Annotated in this window: 11 protein-coding genes; 1 reads left to right on the forward strand and 10 read right to left on the reverse strand. The window is 63.0% G+C overall.

Annotated elements, in window-relative coordinates:
• Window positions 1-4: 4 nt before the first annotated feature.
• Both ACEQXE_RS04505 and ACEQXE_RS04510 read right to left on the reverse strand, forming a co-directional pair.
• The gene (locus ACEQXE_RS04505; RefSeq protein WP_370177757.1) at window positions 5-2,818 is read right to left on the reverse strand and encodes a TIM-barrel domain-containing protein; all 2,814 of its coding nucleotides are present in this window, start codon (window positions 2,816-2,818) and stop codon (window positions 5-7) included.
• Window positions 2,815-5,091 carry a glycoside hydrolase family 3 N-terminal domain-containing protein gene (locus ACEQXE_RS04510; protein ID WP_370177758.1) on the reverse strand — a complete coding sequence of 759 codons (2,277 nt, stop codon included), beginning with the start codon at window positions 5,089-5,091 and terminating at the stop codon, window positions 2,815-2,817. Before ACEQXE_RS04510 ends, ACEQXE_RS04505 begins: the two co-directional genes overlap by 4 nt.
• A 207-nt stretch (window positions 5,092-5,298) precedes the next feature.
• On the opposite strand from ACEQXE_RS04510, the gene ACEQXE_RS04515 reads away from it, so the two are divergent.
• Complete coding sequence (locus ACEQXE_RS04515) at window positions 5,299-6,339, forward strand: LacI family DNA-binding transcriptional regulator (protein ID WP_370177759.1); 1,041 nt, start codon at window positions 5,299-5,301, stop codon at window positions 6,337-6,339.
• Between the two features lie 24 nt (window positions 6,340-6,363).
• Here ACEQXE_RS04515 and ACEQXE_RS04520 read toward each other — a convergent pair whose 3' ends face one another.
• From ACEQXE_RS04520 to ACEQXE_RS04555, 8 genes are all read right to left on the reverse strand, one after another.
• Window positions 6,364-6,981, reverse strand: a complete 618-nt coding sequence (locus ACEQXE_RS04520) for a response regulator transcription factor (RefSeq protein WP_370177760.1) — start codon at window positions 6,979-6,981, stop codon at window positions 6,364-6,366.
• Window positions 6,982-7,103: 122 nt separating this feature from the next.
• Complete coding sequence (locus ACEQXE_RS04525) at window positions 7,104-10,637, reverse strand: PAS domain S-box protein (protein WP_370177761.1); 3,534 nt, start codon at window positions 10,635-10,637, stop codon at window positions 7,104-7,106.
• Between the two features lie 112 nt (window positions 10,638-10,749).
• On the reverse strand, window positions 10,750-11,505 hold the full coding sequence (locus ACEQXE_RS04530; RefSeq protein WP_370177762.1) for a peptidase: 756 nt from the start codon (window positions 11,503-11,505) through the stop codon (window positions 10,750-10,752).
• 33 nt (window positions 11,506-11,538) lie between these two features.
• Complete coding sequence (locus ACEQXE_RS04535; RefSeq protein WP_370177763.1) at window positions 11,539-12,339, reverse strand: transglutaminase domain-containing protein; 801 nt, start codon at window positions 12,337-12,339, stop codon at window positions 11,539-11,541.
• Window positions 12,336-13,283 (reverse strand): alpha-E domain-containing protein, encoded by a 948-nt coding sequence (locus tag ACEQXE_RS04540; RefSeq protein ID WP_370177764.1) that lies wholly within the window; start codon window positions 13,281-13,283, stop codon window positions 12,336-12,338. The genes ACEQXE_RS04535 and ACEQXE_RS04540 overlap by 4 nt, the downstream gene beginning before the upstream one ends.
• Window positions 13,284-13,309: 26 nt before the next feature.
• Window positions 13,310-14,719: a circularly permuted type 2 ATP-grasp protein gene (locus tag ACEQXE_RS04545; protein WP_370177806.1), complete on the reverse strand. Its 1,410-nt coding sequence runs from the start codon at window positions 14,717-14,719 to the stop codon at window positions 13,310-13,312.
• Between the two features lie 129 nt (window positions 14,720-14,848).
• Window positions 14,849-16,774 carry an acetate--CoA ligase gene (gene acs / locus ACEQXE_RS04550; RefSeq protein WP_370177765.1) on the reverse strand — a complete coding sequence of 642 codons (1,926 nt, stop codon included), beginning with the start codon at window positions 16,772-16,774 and terminating at the stop codon, window positions 14,849-14,851.
• A gap of 76 nt (window positions 16,775-16,850) precedes the next feature.
• A complete protein-coding gene (locus ACEQXE_RS04555; RefSeq protein ID WP_370177766.1) occupies window positions 16,851-17,711 on the reverse strand; it encodes a hypothetical protein in 861 nt (286 codons plus the stop codon).
• Between the last annotated feature and the right edge of the window lie 109 nt (window positions 17,712-17,820).

The raw sequence follows: 17,820 nt of genomic DNA on the forward strand, positions 1-17,820 counted from the left end.
CCGGTCAGAACCGGAGGGTCGTTGCCTCTCCCGTATAGGTCAGCGTCCTGCCCTCGCCCTGCTCGAACACAGATCCTGGCGTGCTGCCCTCTTGCAGCACCACGGTGATTTCGCGCGTGTCCGCCATGCCGGGGAAGCTGCCCTCGCGCGTGCCAAAGGTAAGAGTTCGCGCCGCATCGTCCCAGCGCATGGGAATGCGCGCAAACTCTCCGCGGGCATAGCCCATATCGGTACCCTGATCCTCGTACAGCGTGAAGACGGCATCCGCGCCGGGGAAGACATGCACAGTCAGCGGCCCCTGCGGATTCTCCCCGGTCCACTGCACATCGGGCCCCATCGGCACGATCGACCCTGCACGGACGAATAGCGGCATGCGCTCTCGTGGAGCGACAGCAGTGATCGTCTGCCCACCGGCATATTGGCGGCCTGTCGCCGCATCGTACCAGTCGGCGCCTGCCGGCAGGTAGACTTGGCGCTCGCGCGCTTTGAACTCGGTCACCGGGGCGACGAGCAGCGACGGGCCGAACATGTACTGGTCGTCGATGTCCCACGTCGCGCGGTCGGCCTGGAAGTCCATCACCAGCGCGCGCATCATCGACCCGTCGTCGAAGTGCGTGCCCGCCGCGACAGTGTAGATGTAAGGCAGCAGGCGATACCGCAGGCGATGATAATATGTCAGCCCCTCCATCATCGCCGGGTCGTCCTTGGCGATGATCGGGGTCTCTCGATGCGGGTACTCGCCGTGGCTGCGGAACAGCGGGGTGAACGCGCCGAACTGGAACCAGCGCAGGTAGAGCTCGCGCCACTCGGGCATCGCTTCGGGTAGCTCGTCGGTATAGCGCTGCTCGACCGCGAACCCGCCGATATCGTGCGTCCAGTTGGGAATGCCCGCCAGCGACACATTGGTTCCGGCGCTGATCTGGTCACGCAGATCGTCCCACCGGGCAACGACATCGCCCGACCAGAGCGCTGCCGAGGCGCGCTGGATGCCGCCGAAGCCGCTGCGCGTCAGGTTGAACGGCCGCGTGTCGGGCTGCGTCTCCTTCAGCCCGTCTGCCATGCCGATCGCCTGCAACAGTCCGAAGCTGTTGAAGATGGCGAGGCCCGGCGTGTCGGTGGCGGCAGAATACATTTGCCGCGCGCGCTCTTCGACCGAAAGGTTGGAATGCCAGTCCGGCTCGGTCGCATCCATCCACCATGCGTCGAAGCCCTTGGGCAGCAGCGTGTCCTTTACCTGCCGGAAATAGATTTCCCGCGCCTCCTGCGGATAGGGATCGTAGAAGGTGTTGGCATATCCGGGGCCGACCCAGTCTTTCTGCCCCGCTTCCAGCGGACGGCGGTAGAGATAGCCCTTCGCGTCCAACTCCTTCGCATTCTCGGTCGTCGGGTAGAACTTCGGCCAGACCGAGATCATCACCCGACCGTTCAGGTCGTGCACGGTGTCGACCATCGCCTTGGGATCGGGGAAGCGGTCGGGATCGAAGCAGTTGCAGCCCCAGCTGTCCTCAGGCCAGTAGAACCAGTCCTGCACGATGGTGTCGATCGGAATGTCCGCCTCGCGATATGCACGGAAAACGTCGGTCAGCTGCTCCTGCGTCTGGTAGCGTTGGCGCGACTGCCAGAAGCCGTAGGCCCAACGCGGCATCATCGGTGCCTTGCCGGTCAGGCGGCGATAGCCTGCCACCAGCGCGTCCATATCCTCGCCCGGCACCACGTAGTAATCGATCGCCTTGCCCGCTTCGGACGCGAAGCTGACCGAGTGACGGTCTTCGGGCGGCAACGGATCGGCGTGATAGAGCGCAATGTAGCCCTGGTTGGGCTCCCACTCGATCCGCAAGTCGACAGGCTCGCCCGCACTCAGGTCCAGTTCGAAATTATGGTACCACGGGTTCCAGTTCTGCCGCCACCGGTCGAGCACCTTCTCGCCATTCGCGTAAACCGAGACATAGCTGGACGAATAGAGACGGAACTTGTGCGTGCCAGCCTCTTCGGGCGTGTAGCTGCCGGTCCACACGACGCGCTGGGTCTGCACCGCATTGCCCTGTGTGTTCTGGCCCGAGGTTGCTGCGACCGTATCGGCTTTGGCCTCAGCGGGCCAGCGCTCCTGATCGTCGAGATACTGGTAATCGATCACCGGCTCGGTGCGGGTCAGGGCGAGCCGGTCTCCGAGATAATACTTCGCCTGCCAATCGATCGCGAGCTTCTGGTATGGGTCGGGGTCGCCAACCCTCGTAATCGAGGCATTGTCCCACAGGATGCCGTAGCCGCGCGTCGAAACGAGATAGGGGATCGCGGTCGCGATATTGTGCTGCGCGAGCTCCAGGTCCTCGCCATTATAGTTCATCTGGCGGTTCTGGTGCTGGCCGAGCCCGAACAGCCCCTCGTCCGTGCCGCGATTGAACTGCACGCGGGTGGCGAACCATTCCTGCCCTTCGAGCGTAACCGGCTCTATGCTGCGCGCGGGCGCATGCTCGTCCAGCAGCAAATTCCCCGATGCATCGGATACAGACAGCGCCCCGTCGGCATAGTCCACCGATGCCGACCCGAGCGGAGTGCGCAGGACTGCGCGGTCCTCGAACGTTTCCAGCCGGGGCTCCCCATCGGGGCTGGCAACCACCTGCGCCGTCGACGGCTCTTGGGGCACACCACCGCCAAGGGTGACACGGAACGTGCCATCCGCGAAGGCCAGCACGCGCACTTCCTGACCGTCGTCCGTCGTCACGATCATGCCGTGCGGAACGGGTCGAGCCTCTCCGGCAAGCGCGACAGCGGGGGGGAAGAAGGCCAGACACAGGGCTGGCAGGATCGACAGCTTCATTGGCCCGTCTCCATCACAAGGGTTCGTGTCTCGATCGCTGCGGGAGCGATACGGCCTGCGCCTCGCCCGGTAATCGTAAAGCTGGTCCGGCCCCGGATATCGTCCGAGGCGCTGCCGATCATCAGCTCGATCTCGCCCGGTTCGATCACCCACCCGCCGGACGGGCCCCACAGCGCGAACTGGTCTGCGGTCAGCGTGAAGGACACGCGCTTCGTTTCGCCGGGTGCGAGCGCAACACGCCTGAACCCGCGCAACTGTTTGACAGGGCGTGACACGTTGGCGACAGGATCGCGCATGTAGAGCTGCACCACCTCGTCCCCGCCGCGCGCCCCGCTATTGGTGACGTCGACCGAGATCGTGAGCGCACCGCCATCCGCCGCAATCTCGCTGCGGTCGAGCATCGGCTCGCCATAGGCGAAGTCGGTGTAACTCAGCCCGTGACCGAAAGCGTAAAGCGGCGTGATCGGCTGATCCATGTAGCGCGCCGTATCCTTGGTCAGGTCGGGATCGGCAGGCCGTCCGCTCGGCAGGAAATCGTAGTTGACCGGGACCTGCCCGGTCGTGCGCGGGAAGCTGGCGGGCAGCTTGCCGCCTGGATTGTTCTCGCCAAACAGGGTCGCGACGATGGCCGGGCCCGCCTCAATCCCCAGTAGCCAGGTCTGCAGTACGGCGTCGGCCTTTTCCGCAATTTCAGGGATGGCGAGCGGGCGACCGCCCATCAGCACCACGACCAGCGGCTTGCCGGTGGCGGCGAGCGCTTCGAACAACTCGCGCTGACGCCCCGGCAGTTCGAGCGAGGAACGGCTGCGCGCCTCGCCGGACCAGTCGAAATCCTCGCCCAGAGCGAGCACGATCAGATCGGAGCTTTGCGCGGCTGCGATTGCCGCCGGGATGCCCGAGGCATCGTCGGACCGGCTATCGGCACCGGGCGCAAAGGTGACGTTCGGATGCGCCGCTTCCAGCGCCGCACGCAGCGTCACCACGTCCTCCGCCATGCCCCGTGCGCGCCACGAGCCGAGCTGCGAAAGCGCATCGTCGGCCAGCGCGCCGATCAGGGCAATGTGCTGCGCATCCTTCGCCAGCGGGAGCACATCCCCCTCGTTCTTGAGCAGCACGATCGATCGCTGCGCGGCAGTGCGAGCAGCGGCCCGATGATCGTCGGACAGGATGACACGCGACTCACGCGCGGCGTCGTGATACTTGTACGGATCGTCGAACAGGCCGAGCGTGCGCTTGGTTTCGAGGATGCGCCGCACCGCCTGATCGAGCAGCGGCACAAGTGCGGGATCGGCATCGATGGCCGCCTTCAGGTCGGCGGCGTAGACATCCGCGACCATGTCCATGTCGACGCTCGCTTCCAGCGCCAGCCGCGCCGCATCGCTGCGCGACCCGGCGACGCCATGCGCCATCAATTCCTCGACCGCGCGCCAGTCGGAAAGCAGCAGCCCTTCCCAGCCCCATTCGTCGCGCAACATGGTGCGCAGCAGCGCTGCATTGCCGGTGGTCGGCACGCCGTCCACCGCGTTGAATGCGGTCATGTAGCTCGCGGTGTCCGCTTCCGCCGCGGCGCGGAACGGAGCGAGATACACCTCTTGCATGGTTCGCTTACCCACTTCGGCTCCGGCGTAGTCGCGACCGCCCTCGGCAGCCCCATAGGCGCCGAAATGCTTGGCCCCGGCGATAATCGTGTCCGCTGCTGCGAGATCACTGCCCTGGAAGCCGCGGACCTGTGCCACCGCCATCCGGCTGCCGAGAAAGGCGTCTTCGCCCGCACCTTCGACAATGCGGCCCCAGCGCGGATCGCGCGCAATGTCTACCATCGGGGCAAAGGTCCAGTGCAGTCCCGCCGCGCTTGCCTCGGTCGCGGCGATACGGGCGTGGCGCACTGCCGTGTCCGGGTCCCAGCTGGCAGCCATTGCCAGCGGCACGGGAAAGATCGTGCGATAGCCATGCACCACGTCCATCGAGAACAGCAGCGGGATGCCGAGGCGGCTTTCCTCTACCGCAACGCGCTGCAACTCTCGCAAGGGCTCGGCCCCCGCGACATGCAGATACGAGCCGACCTCGCCCCGACGGACTTTCTCCAGCTCGTCCGGGCCGAGCCGCGAATTGAGCGCTTTCGACCGGCCACCCATCCGCTGGACCAGTTGGCCGATCTTTTCGTCCAGCGTCATCTGATCGAGCAGGGCATCTATATTGGCAGGATTCGCGCTACGCGACGACTGCCCCACCTCGACAGATTCGAAGGCTTGGGCACCGACAGTCCCGGCCATCGCAACCGCCAGAATTGCGGACGCACACACTGGTAGCGCTACCATTAAGCGACGAAACATTCCCCCTCCATCAGCCTGTTCGGCTTGTCTGTTTGTACGAATGCTATGCAGCTTCGCTGTATGTCGCAAGAGCGAGCCTCTATGGGACTCGCATATCTAGCACAGGATAGGTGACCTGCGGAATTTCGCTGCTAATCTTGTCGGCTGATGAATAGCAGCCCGAGCCCCACCAAGCCCGCGCGCGTCACATCCTTCGATGTGGCGGAACGCGCAGGCGTCAACCAGTCTACCGTGTCCCGCGCCCTCGCCGGATCGCCACAGGTTACCGCTGCGACGCGTGATCGCGTGCTCGCCGTGGCGAAAGAGCTGGGCTACACGATCGATCAGCGCGCGTCCGGCCTGCGCACCGGCAGGATAGACACCGTGGCGGTGGTGATCCTGCAACGGCCCGAGGACAAGCAATCCACAGGCAATCCGTTCTATTTCGAACTGCTCGGCAGCATTTGCGAGGCCGCGTCCGAGCGCGGGCTGGAAACGCTGGTATCGCTACAGTCGGAGACAGGTGCGCTGTCGGGCGACTATGTAAAGCGTGGGCAGGCCGACGGGACGATCGTGATCGGGTCGGCGCGCAACTCGGATGCGTGGCAATATTTCCGCGAATTGCAGCAATCGGAAGAACGTCTTGTCTTCTGGGGATCCCCCTTCGAAGACGCGCGATGGGTCCGTTCGGACAATATTGCAGGCGGCAAGCTGGCCACGCGCACCCTGCACCAACGCGGATACCGCAAGATTGCCTTTGTGGGACCACTCGAAGCCGGGCCCGGACAGTTTGCGGAGCGTTTCGCCGGGTATCGCGAAGAGATCGAGAGGCTGGGCCACAACCCGATCCAGGCGAGCAGCTACCCCGATGGAGACCGCAGCGCTCAGGGCTATCACGCGGCGCGCGAACTGCTTCAACAGCACGGCGATATCGACGCCTTTTTCGCTGCCAGCGACCGGCTGGCCTTCGGCGTGCTCGAATACATGCAGGAACTGGAAGCGCGCATTCCCGACAGGTTCGGACTGATCGGTTTCGATGGCATGTCGGCAGGCACGGTCTGCAATCCGCCGCTGACCACGGTAGCACCCGAATTGCCGGAGGCGGCAGAGGCCTTGCTCACGGCAGCGATCGACGGGCAGGCGCCAGCTTCGCAGCGCGTCGGGGTCAAACTGGTAGAGCGGGCCAGCGTGCGTGCGGCGCCAGCTTGACCTGCCGTGCATAAGAGCGGGCGATCAGGTCTCGCCGCGTGATTTGGCAAAACCGCATTCGTGGGCCTTGCGCACCACATCCGCAAAGCTTGGCAGCCCGAGCTTGAGCATGATCCGCGCCCGATGCGCCTCTACCGTGCGCACGCTGATGCCGAATTTGTCGCCTGCCTCGCGATTGGTGCTGCCTGCCACGATTTCGCGCGTCACCTCGCGTTCGCGGTCGGACAAGCCCTGGAATTTTGCAAAAACCTCCGCCCGCTCCATCTCGCGCTGATAGCGAATGCGAAACGTTTCGAACCCGGCCGCAATGGTTTGCGCCAGCCTTTCGATCGAGCACGGCTTTTCCAGAAAATCGAACGCCCCGCGCTTCACTGCTTCGACCGCCAGCTCGATCTCGGCATTGCCCGACATCATGATGGCAAGGAAACGCGCCTGGTCCATCTGGCGCAACAGCTCTGTGCCCGACATTCCCGGCATGCGGACGTCGATCAGCGCAATCCCGGGCTGTTTGCCGGTCGCCTCATGGAATGCGTCGCCCGATTCCCACTCGATGACTTCGAGATCGCCCATCTTGGTCAACATTTCGACCAAGACCGCACGCCACAGTTCATCGTCGTCAATAATGTGGACTACACGTTCCATCGGGCCTCAAATTCGTCGTCGTCTTGCGAATTTACGTCGGTAGGGACATCGCGGCTTACAGATCAAGCAGACAATCGCGCATAATCGTAAATGCTCACCGAATTGCGAACGCGAGATTGTGCTTACGCCGCCACGTCCAGCCGCGACCTGCCCTCCAGGATCAGCTCCAGGCGCTCCTGATCGGTGTTTGCCTTTACAAGCTCATGCTCGAACCTCGCCGCTCGCTTGCCCAGCTCGCCCTCGCCGAACACCGCAGCGGTCCCTGCCAGCTGGTGGAGCGCACTGGCGAGATCGGCCCATCGGTCGGTCACGTTTGACTGGTCGATAGAGTGCGCCAGTTCGCGCAAGCGATCCTTGCGGTCGTCGTATTTGAGGCGGAGGGGATGGGCTGCATCCAGCGCTCCGTTATCTGGAGGGTCCGACGCCGAGGGCGATGCCTGCGCCGGACGGGATGCCCCCTCCCCGCGCCCTGCAAATCGGTCCAACATCTTGCTCAACGCCTCGACGGTCAAAGGCTTGGCGATGTGTCCCTGCATGCCCGCGTCATGGCAGGCTCGCACGTCTTCCTCATACGCATTGGCGGTCAGCGCAACGATCGGCACACGTTCGGCATCATAGCCGCGTTCACGCAGGATGCGTGCCGCACTCAGCCCATCCATCCCGGGCATTTGCAGGTCCATGAGGACGAGGTCGAAAGGTGCATCCTGGGCACAAGCCTGCTCGACTCGCTCGATGGCGGCGGCACCGTCCGCCACGATTTCGCACCTCGCGCCGACCCGCAGGATCATCGCTTCGATCAGGTGCTGGTTGATCTCGATATCTTCGGCGACCAGCAGGCGCATGCCGCTAGTCGGGCTGACTTCGCCCGATCGTCCCATATCGCCGGCATCGCTCTCTACGCCATCCGAAGCGATCAGGGGCAGTGTGACGGTAAATGTAGAGCCCTTGCCTGGCGTGCTGGTGACGGCGATCGACCCGCCCATCAGCTCCACCAGCTGGCGCGTGATCGAAAGGCCCAGTCCCGAACCCCCGAATCGCCTCGCGACGCTGGTATCGCCCTGGGTGAAGGAATCGAAAATCCCGTCCAACTGGTCCGGCGCGATCCCGATGCCAGTATCGCTCACCGCGATCCGGTACGCTGCGCCATTATCCGCCTTCTCTGCCGCAACCTCGATCCGGCCTTCGCTGGTAAACTTGACCGCATTGCCAACGAGATTCTGCAGCACCTGCCGCACACGCAGCCGATCGCCTAGGATCATGCGCGGCAGAGCGGGATCGATCCGGGTGGTAAGTTCCACCCCCTTGCGCTGGGCAAGCGGAGCCATCAGGCGCGATATGCTGTGTAGTTTGTGCGGCAGGTCCATAGGCTCGGACGTCACCTGCATCAGACCCGCATCGATCTTCGATCTATCGAGGATGTCGTTGAGCAATTGCATCATTGTGCGGCCCGATTCCGCGATCATGCGAACATAGTTTCGCTGGTCGCTTTCTAGCGCCGATTGTTCGAGCAAATCGGTGAACCCGATAACGCCATTCATCGGTGTGCGGATTTCGTGGCTCATATTGGCGAGGAAGGCCGACTTGGCCATCGCCGCGGCTTCCGCCTGCTGTCGTGCTGCACGCAGCTCCGCTTCGAGGGTCTTGGTGGGCGTGATATCGCGCACCGAGGCGATGATCTGCGCAGGCTCGTCCGCATTGCTCGAACGGATCGCCGAGCAATTGGCTTCGAGCCATCGGTCGGCTTGCGTTTCGGATCGGCGGATCGCCCGGAACGCGACAAGCGCGCGGTCGCGCTTCCCGGACAGGATATCGTCAACCGCGTCCGATACGGCAGGCAAATCCTCGGCGACGATCCCCTCGAACAGCTTTTCGCCCAGCAATTCCTCGACCGGACGCCGCAGGACATCGCTGGCCGATGGCGAGGCGTAGAGGCACGTCCCGTCGGGCGCGAGGCGCAGGATCGCATCGGTGATGTTGTCGGCCAGTTCGGTCAGCAGGCGGTCACGCTCCGCCAGTGCGCGGGTCATTTCGCGCTGTGCCGTGATGTCGACCGCGGCGCCGTAATACCCTTTCAGATTGCCTTCCTCGTCGAACTCCGCCGTATTGTAGGTTTCCATCCACAGGTCGGACCCGTCGGCAGCGCGAAAGTGGATTTCCCTGCGGCGCACCATGCCCGGCACGAAATTCCTGAAGGGCGGATCGTCGAGTAGCGGCTGGGGATCTGCGATCGATTCGAACCAGCCACGGCCCAGCATTTGCTCAACTGTGCGCCCGACCTTATCGGCCCACCACTGGTTGATATAGGTGAGGCCACCCTGCTTGTCGGCGCGGAACATGCCGACCGGAGCAGACTCGGCAATCATCCGGAAACGCGACTCGCTCGCCTCCAGCGCGCGTTCCTGCGCCTTTTCCTCGGTCACATCGCGAATATTGCCGATTGTACCGGCAAAAGTTCCGTCCTCGTCCTCGACCCGGCGAATACCGACCTCGATGGTGCGAACATCTCCCGACCGGTCGATAAAGCGCTGTACCAGATCGATCTCGTCGATCTCGCCAGTGGCAACCCTTGGATAAACGCTCTGCGTCTCGGCAAAATCTTCCGGGTGGAGCAGCCGTGTGGTCGGCCAGCCGAGACTCTCCTCGACCGGATATCCGGTCAGCTTTTCCCATGCGGGATTGAGCGATGTCCAGCGCCCTTCGGCATCCGCGCGGAAGATAATCTCGCGCACATTGTCCAGGATCTCACGCGTTTCGTCCCGGCTCCGCTTAAGCGCCGCACGATCCCGCGCACGTTCTGCCAGCAGGGCAGCAACGGGCAGGCCGACTGCGAAATTGGAAGCAAGGAACACCTGGAAGGCAACCAGCATCGCACCAGGGCCGCCCCGGACAAGAGTGATCGGGCCGCTGCCGAGCGCGGTCGCGACCGTGGCCACGATGGTTGCGATCAGGATTGCGGCAGCAGTGCCAGTTACCCCGGTGCGGAACGCAGCATAGACAACGAGTGGGGTGACGAGGAACAGGAAGGGATAGCGCGACTGCGCAAACACGCCGATGCTGCCGAGCGTGACCAGCAGCGCCATCACCGCCCATTCGCGGATCATTAGCTTGCTCGGAGTCTGCCGACGGCGAAACGTATCGATGGCGATCAGCGCAATTGGCAGCACGATCAGCAGGCTCAGGGCGTCGGCGACGAACCAGCGCTGCCAATTGGCGAACGAGAGGAATGCGCCATCGACCGACAGGCCGAGCATGGCAATCGTGGCCGATGCTGCTGCGCCCGCACATGTGGCTGCGATCAGCCAGCCATGATTGGCGATCCGGGCCATATCCGGTTCAGACCCGCAGGTTCGCCGCATGGTCCATACAACGAGGCCGATTTCCAGCGCGTTGGCAGCCGAGAGCGCACATGCGACCAGCCAGCCGTCACCGACGATCCGGTTCGTTACGATATTGGCGATAATGCATGCGACCAGGATGCCTGCTATCCGCCCCCCATTATTGCGCAGCAGCCACGCGGCGACCAGCGCGTTTGGCAGCCACAGAAGCGCGATACGGCTGGCTTCCCTCGTCAGGGCGATCCCGGCGTAGGCAGTTGCCGCAAACACGATGGCGATTACCAGCGCGGGCAAGATATCGCGGCGGAACAAGCTGATCATTCGGGCTCCCTATCCCGTTGAACCTGCCGCAGCCATCACACCTGCATGGTTAACGAACTGCAAATCGGCGGGGTGAACCGCCCAAACAGTCGTCGTTCGTCGTACGTGTCGATCAGCTCCCGTCTTTGTCCGTGCGTTTGAACTCGAAAGGCGGCAGGCGGTTGACCGCCTCGCGCAGCGAGATGCTCCACTGGTCGGATATCCGGCGGAAATAGGGGTCGTTCTCCGCCACGCGCTGCGTCTCGCCGAGGCGGTACGTATCCTTCTCGTGCACTGCGAGATCGAGCGGGAGGTCGACCGCTAGGTTCGACCGGATGGTTGAATCGAAAGACACCATCAACAGCCGGATCGCATCTTCGAACGGCATGCCCTTATCGTAGGTGCGCACAATGATCGGCCTGCCATACTTGGTCTCGCCGATTTGGAAGAACGGGGAATCATCGCCCGCTTCGATAAAGTTGCCTTCGGGGTAGACGAGGAACAGGCGCGGCTCGCTGCCCCTGATCTGGCCGCCCACGATCAGGCTGGCGCGAAAGCTCGAACTCGCTTCCTGCCCTTCGTTGCGGAGTGAGGCAATCACCTCGCGCAGAGTATCGCCCACGATGGTCGCGATCTGGAACATGGACGGGGCGGAAAGGATCGAGGGGTCGCGTTCAGCAGGGGCCTTCGTTCGCTCGTCCAGCAGGCTGACCACCGCCTGGGTGGTCGCCAGGTTGCCTGCCGAAAGCAGGGTGATGACGCGCTCTCCCGGGATTTCCCAATGGCGCATCTTGCACACCTGCGAGACATCGTCGACGCCTGCATTGGTGCGCGTATCCGACATGAAAACAAGGCCGCGGTCGAGCCGCATGCCCACGCAATAGGTCATTGTAGAACGGTCTCTCGTGGTGGTCTGGCTAAGTTATTGCTCGACCTTGAGGCTGACAAGCACGCCCTCGTCACTTCCCCCCATCCGCATGCCGCTGACCGGGGCCGCTTCGCGAAAATCCATGCCGGTGGCGATGCGGATATAGCGTTCGTCCGGCGAGTAGCCGTTGGAGATATCGAACCCGACCCAGCCGATCCCGTCGAAATGAGCTTCCGCCCAGGCATGGCTGGCGTCCTGTTCCACCCGGTCGTTCATCATCAGGTAGCCCGAGACATAGCGTGCGGGCAGGCCCATTGCGCGCGCGGCGGAACAGAAGATGTGCGCATGATCCTGGCAGACGCCGGTGCCGCCCGCGATGGCCTCTTCGGCAGTCGTGCCTGCGTGCGTATTGCCCCCCTCGTAGCCGACCGTCTTCAGGATCGCTTCGGAGAGCCGATGCCCGGTGGCGACGTTGCTGCAATCGACCTCGCCCAGCGATTCGATAATGCTGCGCACGCCCTCGCCCGCTTCGGTGAGATCGGACGAACGCCTGAAATGCCACAGCGGCAGGAAACCGCGATGCGCACCCAGCACGCCATCGCTTGCACTATTCTCGATCAGGCCGACGCAGCGGATCGCAGTTTCGGTCCGGCCCGGTTCGATCGCAATCATGTCGACCGCATTGCCGTTGTGATCCTCGTAGCGAAGCTGACTCTCGCCGCCCTCGATCTTGATTTCCCAGTCGAGCACTTTCTGCCCGCGGGTATCCTTGGGCCGCAACCGCACCTGCTGGAGGCCGTAGGCAACGGGCGCATCGTAGGAATAGCGCGTTTCGTGATCGACCCGCAGCCTCATGCCGTCACCTCGAACGAATAATCCTTGGCGATTTGCGTGGCGAGGCGTCCATTAGCGCCGAGGAAGCCCTCAATATACTCGTGCAGGCCATCGTCGAAGATCGCGTCCATCGAACGGCGCAGGTAGTCGAGATGGATGCGGTCCGCCGTTTCGCACGCCTCGGTCTTATTGTCGTAGTTCTTGGCCAGATAGCCCAGATTGTCGCAGATCTTGTTGTAACAGAAGGCGAGGCTGCGCGGCATCTGTTCGTGCAGGATCAGGAACTGCGCGATGTCGCGCGGATTTACCGTCGCGCCGTGCAACCACTGGTAGCTGCGCAGGGCGGAGACCGAACGCAGGATCGTCTCCCACTGCTTGATGTCCAGTGTAGAGCCGACCTGGCTGATCGAGGGCAGCAGCAGGTAATATTTCACGTCGAGGATGCGCGCGGTGTTGTCCGCGCGTTCGATGAAGGTGCCAAGCCGCAGGAAGTTGTAGCCATCATTGCGCAGCATCGTGCCGTTGGTCGCTCCGCGGACCAGCGCATTCTGCTGGCGGATCGTGGTCAGCGTATCAGGCAGGTCGGCCTCGGGAATCCTGCCTGTCAGCAGCTTGTCGAGCGTCATCCAGCTCTCGTTGGTCGCCTCCCACACCTCGCGGGTGAGCGCGATGCGCACGGCCCGGGCATTGTCGCGTGCGGCCTTGACCATGCAGATGATGCTGGAGGGATTGTCGCGGTCGCTCAGCAGGAATTCCATGACCTTCGCCGAAGTCGCTTCGCCATGGCGCTGCCTGAACGCGTCCAGCTGGCCGACAGTCGTCAATACCGATTCCCATTCCGAGCGAGACGAGCCGGCGCGAGTCAGCGCGATGCGGAAACCGGCATCGAGCAGGCGCGCGGTCGATTCCGCCCGTTCGAGGTGACGGAACATCCAGAACAGGCCAGCGGCGGTCTTACCCAGCATCGCGCGCCTCCGGGGTCATGGCGCAATCAGTCATCGAGCACCCACGTATCCTTAGTGCCGCCGCCCTGGCTCGAATTCACGACCAGCGACCCTTCGTTCATTGCCACGCGGGTGAGGCCGCCGGGTACGATGTCAATCGAGTTGGGCGCCATCAGCACAAATGGCCGGAAATCGACGTGGCGCGGAGCAAGTCCCTGTTCGGTAAAGATCGGCACGGTCGAGAGCGCGAGCGTGGGCTGCGCAATATAGCCTTCGGGCTTGGCCTTCAGCTTGGCACGAAACTCCTCGATCTCGGCCTTGCTCGCGGCCGGCCCGATCAGCATGCCGTAGCCGCCCGATCCATGCACTTCCTTGACGACCAGCTCGTCCAGCTTGTCGAGCACCTCGGCCAGCTGGTCCGGTTCCGAACAGCGCCATGTCGGCACGTTCTGAAGCAGCGGACGCTCCCCGGTGTAGAACTCCACGATGTCGGGCATGTAGCTGTAGAGCGCCTTGTCATCGGCGATGCCGGTGCCCGGTGCGTTGGCGATGGTGACCCCGCCCGCGCGATAGACATCGAAGATGCCCGGCACGCCCAGCATGGATTCCGGGTTGAAGTTCAGCGGATCGAGATACTCGTCGTCGATCCGGCGATAGATCACATCGACCGGCTTGTAGCCTTGCGTCGTGCGCATCGCGATACGTCCATCGACCACGCGCAGGTCCGACCCCTCGACCAGTTCCGCGCCCATCTGGTCGGCAAGGAAGCTATGCTCGAAATAGGCCGAATTGAATGTGCCCGGCGTGAGCACCGCTACCGTCGGCTTGTCGAGACATGCAGGCGGCGCGCAGGCGGAGAGCGAGCGGCGCAGCCAGCTTGGGTAGTCGCTCACCTCGCAGATCGGGATTTCCGCGAACAGCTCGGGGAACATCTGCAGCATGATCTCGCGGTTTTCGAGCATGTAGGACACGCCCGAGGGGGTCCGCGCATTGTCTTCCAGCACGTAGAATTCGTCCGGCCCGGTACGCACGATATCGGTGCCGATGATGTGGGTGTAGATGCCGCCGGGCGGATCGAACCCCATCATCTTGGGCAGGAAAGCCGCGTTGTTGGCGATCAGGCTGGTCGGCACGCGCCCTGCGCGCAGAATCTCCTGCCGGTGGTAGATGTCGTAGAGGAAGGCGTTGATCGCCCGCACGCGCTGCTCGATACCCTTGGAGAGCTTGCGCCATTCATTGCCCGAAAGCACGCGCGGCACGACATCGAACGGGATCAGGCGTTCGTCTGCCGCCTCTTCGCCATAGACATTGAAGGTAATGCCGATCTTGCGGAAGAAGTTTTCCGCCTGTTCGGATTTTCGGGAAACCCGGTTTTCCGGTTGCGCATCGAGCCATTTGCGAAATGCCTGGTAGGCCGGCCGGATATCGCCCGACTGGCCCCCGTCGTGTCCTAGCATCTCGTCGAAATTCAATTCGGCCCCGGCCTTTCCGATGTGTTCTGTTCTTTCCCTGGCATGCCGCAGCGCGGTATCACAAACCCAACAGACGCAGCGGAAGGTTTGTTCCGCAAGGCGAAATCTTCACGCCTAACCGCCAACGCGCCCTTCGATCAGCCTGTCGACCAGCGACGGGTCTGCCAGCGTCGAGGTATCGCCCAGCGATCCGTAATCGTCCTCCGCAATCTTGCGCAGGATGCGCCGCATGATCTTGCCGCTGCGCGTCTTGGGCAGGCCGTCGGTAAAATGGATACGGTCGGGTGTGGCGACTGGGCCGATTTCCTTGCGCACCCACTGGCGCAACTCGGCAGCCAGATCGTCCGAATATTCCTCCCCCGTATTCAGGGTGACGTAGCAATAAATGCCCTGCCCCTTGATATCGTGCGGGAAGCCGACGACCGCCGCTTCGGATACCTTCGGGTGCAGCACCAGCGCGCTCTCCACCTCGGCGGTCCCCATGCGGTGGCCCGACACGTTGATGACATCGTCGACCCGGCCAGTGATGCGGTAATATCCGCGCTCGTCGCGCAGGCAGCCGTCCCCGGTAAAATACTTGCCCTTGTAGGTGCTGAAATAGGTCTGCTCGAACCGCTCGTGGTCGCCATAGACCGTGCGCGCCTGCCCCGGCCAGCTGGCGGTGATGCAAAGGTTGCCCTCGTTGGCGCCGTCCAGCACGCCACCCTCATTATCGACCAGTTGCGGCTGCACGCCGAAGAACGGCAAGCCTGCACTGCCCGGCTTCATCGCGTGGGCATGCGGCAGCGTGGTGAGCATCACCCCGCCCGTCTCGGTCTGCCACCAGGTATCGATCACCGGCACACGCCCCTCGCCCGGCACGTCGCGATACCAGCGCCATGCTTCGGGGTTGATCGGCTCGCCCACCGAGCCGAGCAGGCGCAGCGAAGAGCGGTCATGCGCGGTCACGAATTCATCGCCCTCACGCATCAACGCACGAATAGCGGTCGGCGCGGTGTAAAAGATCGAAACCTTGTGCTTTGCGATGGCTGCCCAGAACCGCCCGTGATCGGGGTAGTTGGGTACGCCTTCGAAGATCACCTGCGTCGCGCCGTTCAGCAGCGGGCCATAGGTGACGTAGCTATGTCCGGTGATCCAGCCGATGTCAGCACTGCACCAGAAGATATCGTCGGGCCGGTGATCGAACACATAGTGGAACGTGGTCGCGGTCCACACGCCGTATCCGCCGGTCGTGTGCAGCACGCCCTTTGGTTTGCCGGTCGATCCCGAGGTGTAGAGGATGAACAGCGGGTCTTCCGCATTCATCGGCTCGCACGGGCACTGGTCGCTCACGCCTTCGCTCAGTTCGTGATACCAGTGGTCGCGCCCTTCCTTCATCGCGACCTCGCCGCCCGTGTGGCGCACAACCAGCACGCCTTTGACGGCAGCCTTCTCTACCGCAGCATCGACATTGGCTTTCAGCGCGATCGGCTTGCCGCCGCGCACGCCTTCGTCCGCGGTGATAACCCAGTCGCTTCCGCAATCGGCAATACGACCGGCGAGGGCATCGGGCGAAAAGCCCCCGAACACCACCGAGTGCACCGCGCCGATCCGCGCGCAGGCGAGCATTGCGATCACGCCTTCGGGCACCATCGGCATGTACAGGGTTACCCGGTCGCCCTTGGCAACACCCATTGCCCTGAGCGTGTTGCCCATCGTGCCGACCGCGGCCAGCAGCTGTTCGTAGCTGATTGTCCGCCCTTCGGCGTCGGGATCGTCCGCCTCGAAGATTAGCGCGGGCTTCTCGCCCTGCCCCGCCGCGACATGCCGATCCACCGCGTTGTGACACAGGTTGAGCGTGCCGTCGGCGAACCACTTGATGTCCACCGGATCATACGACCATTCGCCCCCTTTCGTCGGGGCCTCTATCCAGTCGAGCCGTTGCGCCTGCTCCAGCCAGAAACCGTCAGGATCGGAGATCGAACGCGCATATTGTGCTTCATACTGATCGGCGGTGCAATTCGTGTCGGTGGACTTGGGCGGCTGGATAAAATCGCTCACGGCGCGGTCTCTCCCTCTCAAACGGGCAATCGCTAACCGATCATTTCCGCTTTGGCGACCGTTCAGTCCCCCGCTGCTAGGTCGTGACGCCGATGCCTGCCACCGAACACGTGCTCTGGATGCTGAAAACCAGGCAGTCGGGATAAACCTCCCATTGCTTGGCAAATCGCAGGTAGATTTCGTTGAAGATCAGCACGACCACAAAAGACGCGAGGACGTAAAGATACCACTTACAGGCGCTGAACAGCATGAAGACCACGCAATACATGATGAAGGTCAGGTAGCGGTAGATCGAACTCGGCAGGAATATCAGCGAATTGATCAGAAACTTCCGGAACTGGGGGCTCTTGAAACGATCATGGGCATCGTGAGGCACCTGGTCGTCCAGTCGCGAAAGGCGCCTGAAACCCCAGATCAGGTATATCGTGAAAAGCCAGGCGGGCAGCGCATCGAGCGAGACGGCACGCCCTCCGAAAACGGCGATGATCAGCAGGACCGGTGCACAGAATGCAGCGGTTATCGTGACTAGCGCCGCAACCGCTGCATATTGCAGATCGCCGTCCTTCAGCCGGACTTCGGCCGACTTTTGCAATAATTGCTCGCTCACGAAGATCGTAAGCGCCTCCCAGAACACCATAGTCCCACGCAGCCTGAGGCTGTGAATGTTGGCCGCCGAGAAAAGGACACCGGCAAGGATCAGGATATCGACCGCCAGTGGCGGGATCTGGATGCCGAACAAGGCTGAAAGGTAAGCGACCAGAGGGCCGGTCAGGCCTTGGTAGAACGTCACGATCCAGTTCGCGACCTCCGACCAGCGGATGATATCCTGATCGAGCCCGATGAGCGAAATCAGGCCCGCGACGAAAAGAATCCGCTGCACCCACACGAGCTGCGGCTTTTTCGGCTTTACTTCGTCCCCGGTATTCGCCTGATTCATGCCGCCCGCCCCCTATGCCCGACAGTCCGATGAAAGCGCCCGCCCTCCCTGCCGTCAATACGCAATGGATCGGGTGTGCGCAGACATGGCGAGGTCGGCCCAGCCCGGA

Source organism: Alteriqipengyuania sp. (assembly GCF_964222115.1).
In the GTDB taxonomy this organism is placed as follows: Bacteria; Pseudomonadota; Alphaproteobacteria; order Sphingomonadales; family Sphingomonadaceae; genus Alteriqipengyuania.

What these genes read in the sequence shown, in the direction of transcription:
- ACEQXE_RS04510 (WP_370177758.1), bottom strand. Translation starts at nt 5,091, where the DNA reads ATGGCCGGGACTGTCGGTGCCCAAGCCTTCGAATCTGTCGAGGTGGGG.
- ACEQXE_RS04525 (WP_370177761.1), bottom strand. Translation starts at nt 10,637, where the DNA reads ATGATCAGCTTGTTCCGCCGCGATATCTTGCCCGCGCTGGTAATCGCC.
- ACEQXE_RS04520 (WP_370177760.1), bottom strand. Translation starts at nt 6,981, where the DNA reads ATGGAACGTGTAGTCCACATTATTGACGACGATGAACTGTGGCGTGCG.
- ACEQXE_RS04530 (WP_370177762.1), bottom strand. Translation starts at nt 11,505, where the DNA reads ATGACCTATTGCGTGGGCATGCGGCTCGACCGCGGCCTTGTTTTCATG.
- ACEQXE_RS04555 (WP_370177766.1), bottom strand. Translation starts at nt 17,711, where the DNA reads ATGAATCAGGCGAATACCGGGGACGAAGTAAAGCCGAAAAAGCCGCAG.
- ACEQXE_RS04505 (WP_370177757.1), bottom strand. Translation starts at nt 2,818, where the DNA reads ATGAAGCTGTCGATCCTGCCAGCCCTGTGTCTGGCCTTCTTCCCCCCC.
- ACEQXE_RS04535 (WP_370177763.1), bottom strand. Translation starts at nt 12,339, where the DNA reads ATGAGGCTGCGGGTCGATCACGAAACGCGCTATTCCTACGATGCGCCC.
- ACEQXE_RS04540 (WP_370177764.1), bottom strand. Translation starts at nt 13,283, where the DNA reads ATGCTGGGTAAGACCGCCGCTGGCCTGTTCTGGATGTTCCGTCACCTC.
- ACEQXE_RS04545 (WP_370177806.1), bottom strand. Translation starts at nt 14,719, where the DNA reads ATGCTAGGACACGACGGGGGCCAGTCGGGCGATATCCGGCCGGCCTAC.
- ACEQXE_RS04515 (WP_370177759.1), top strand. Translation starts at nt 5,299, where the DNA reads ATGAATAGCAGCCCGAGCCCCACCAAGCCCGCGCGCGTCACATCCTTC.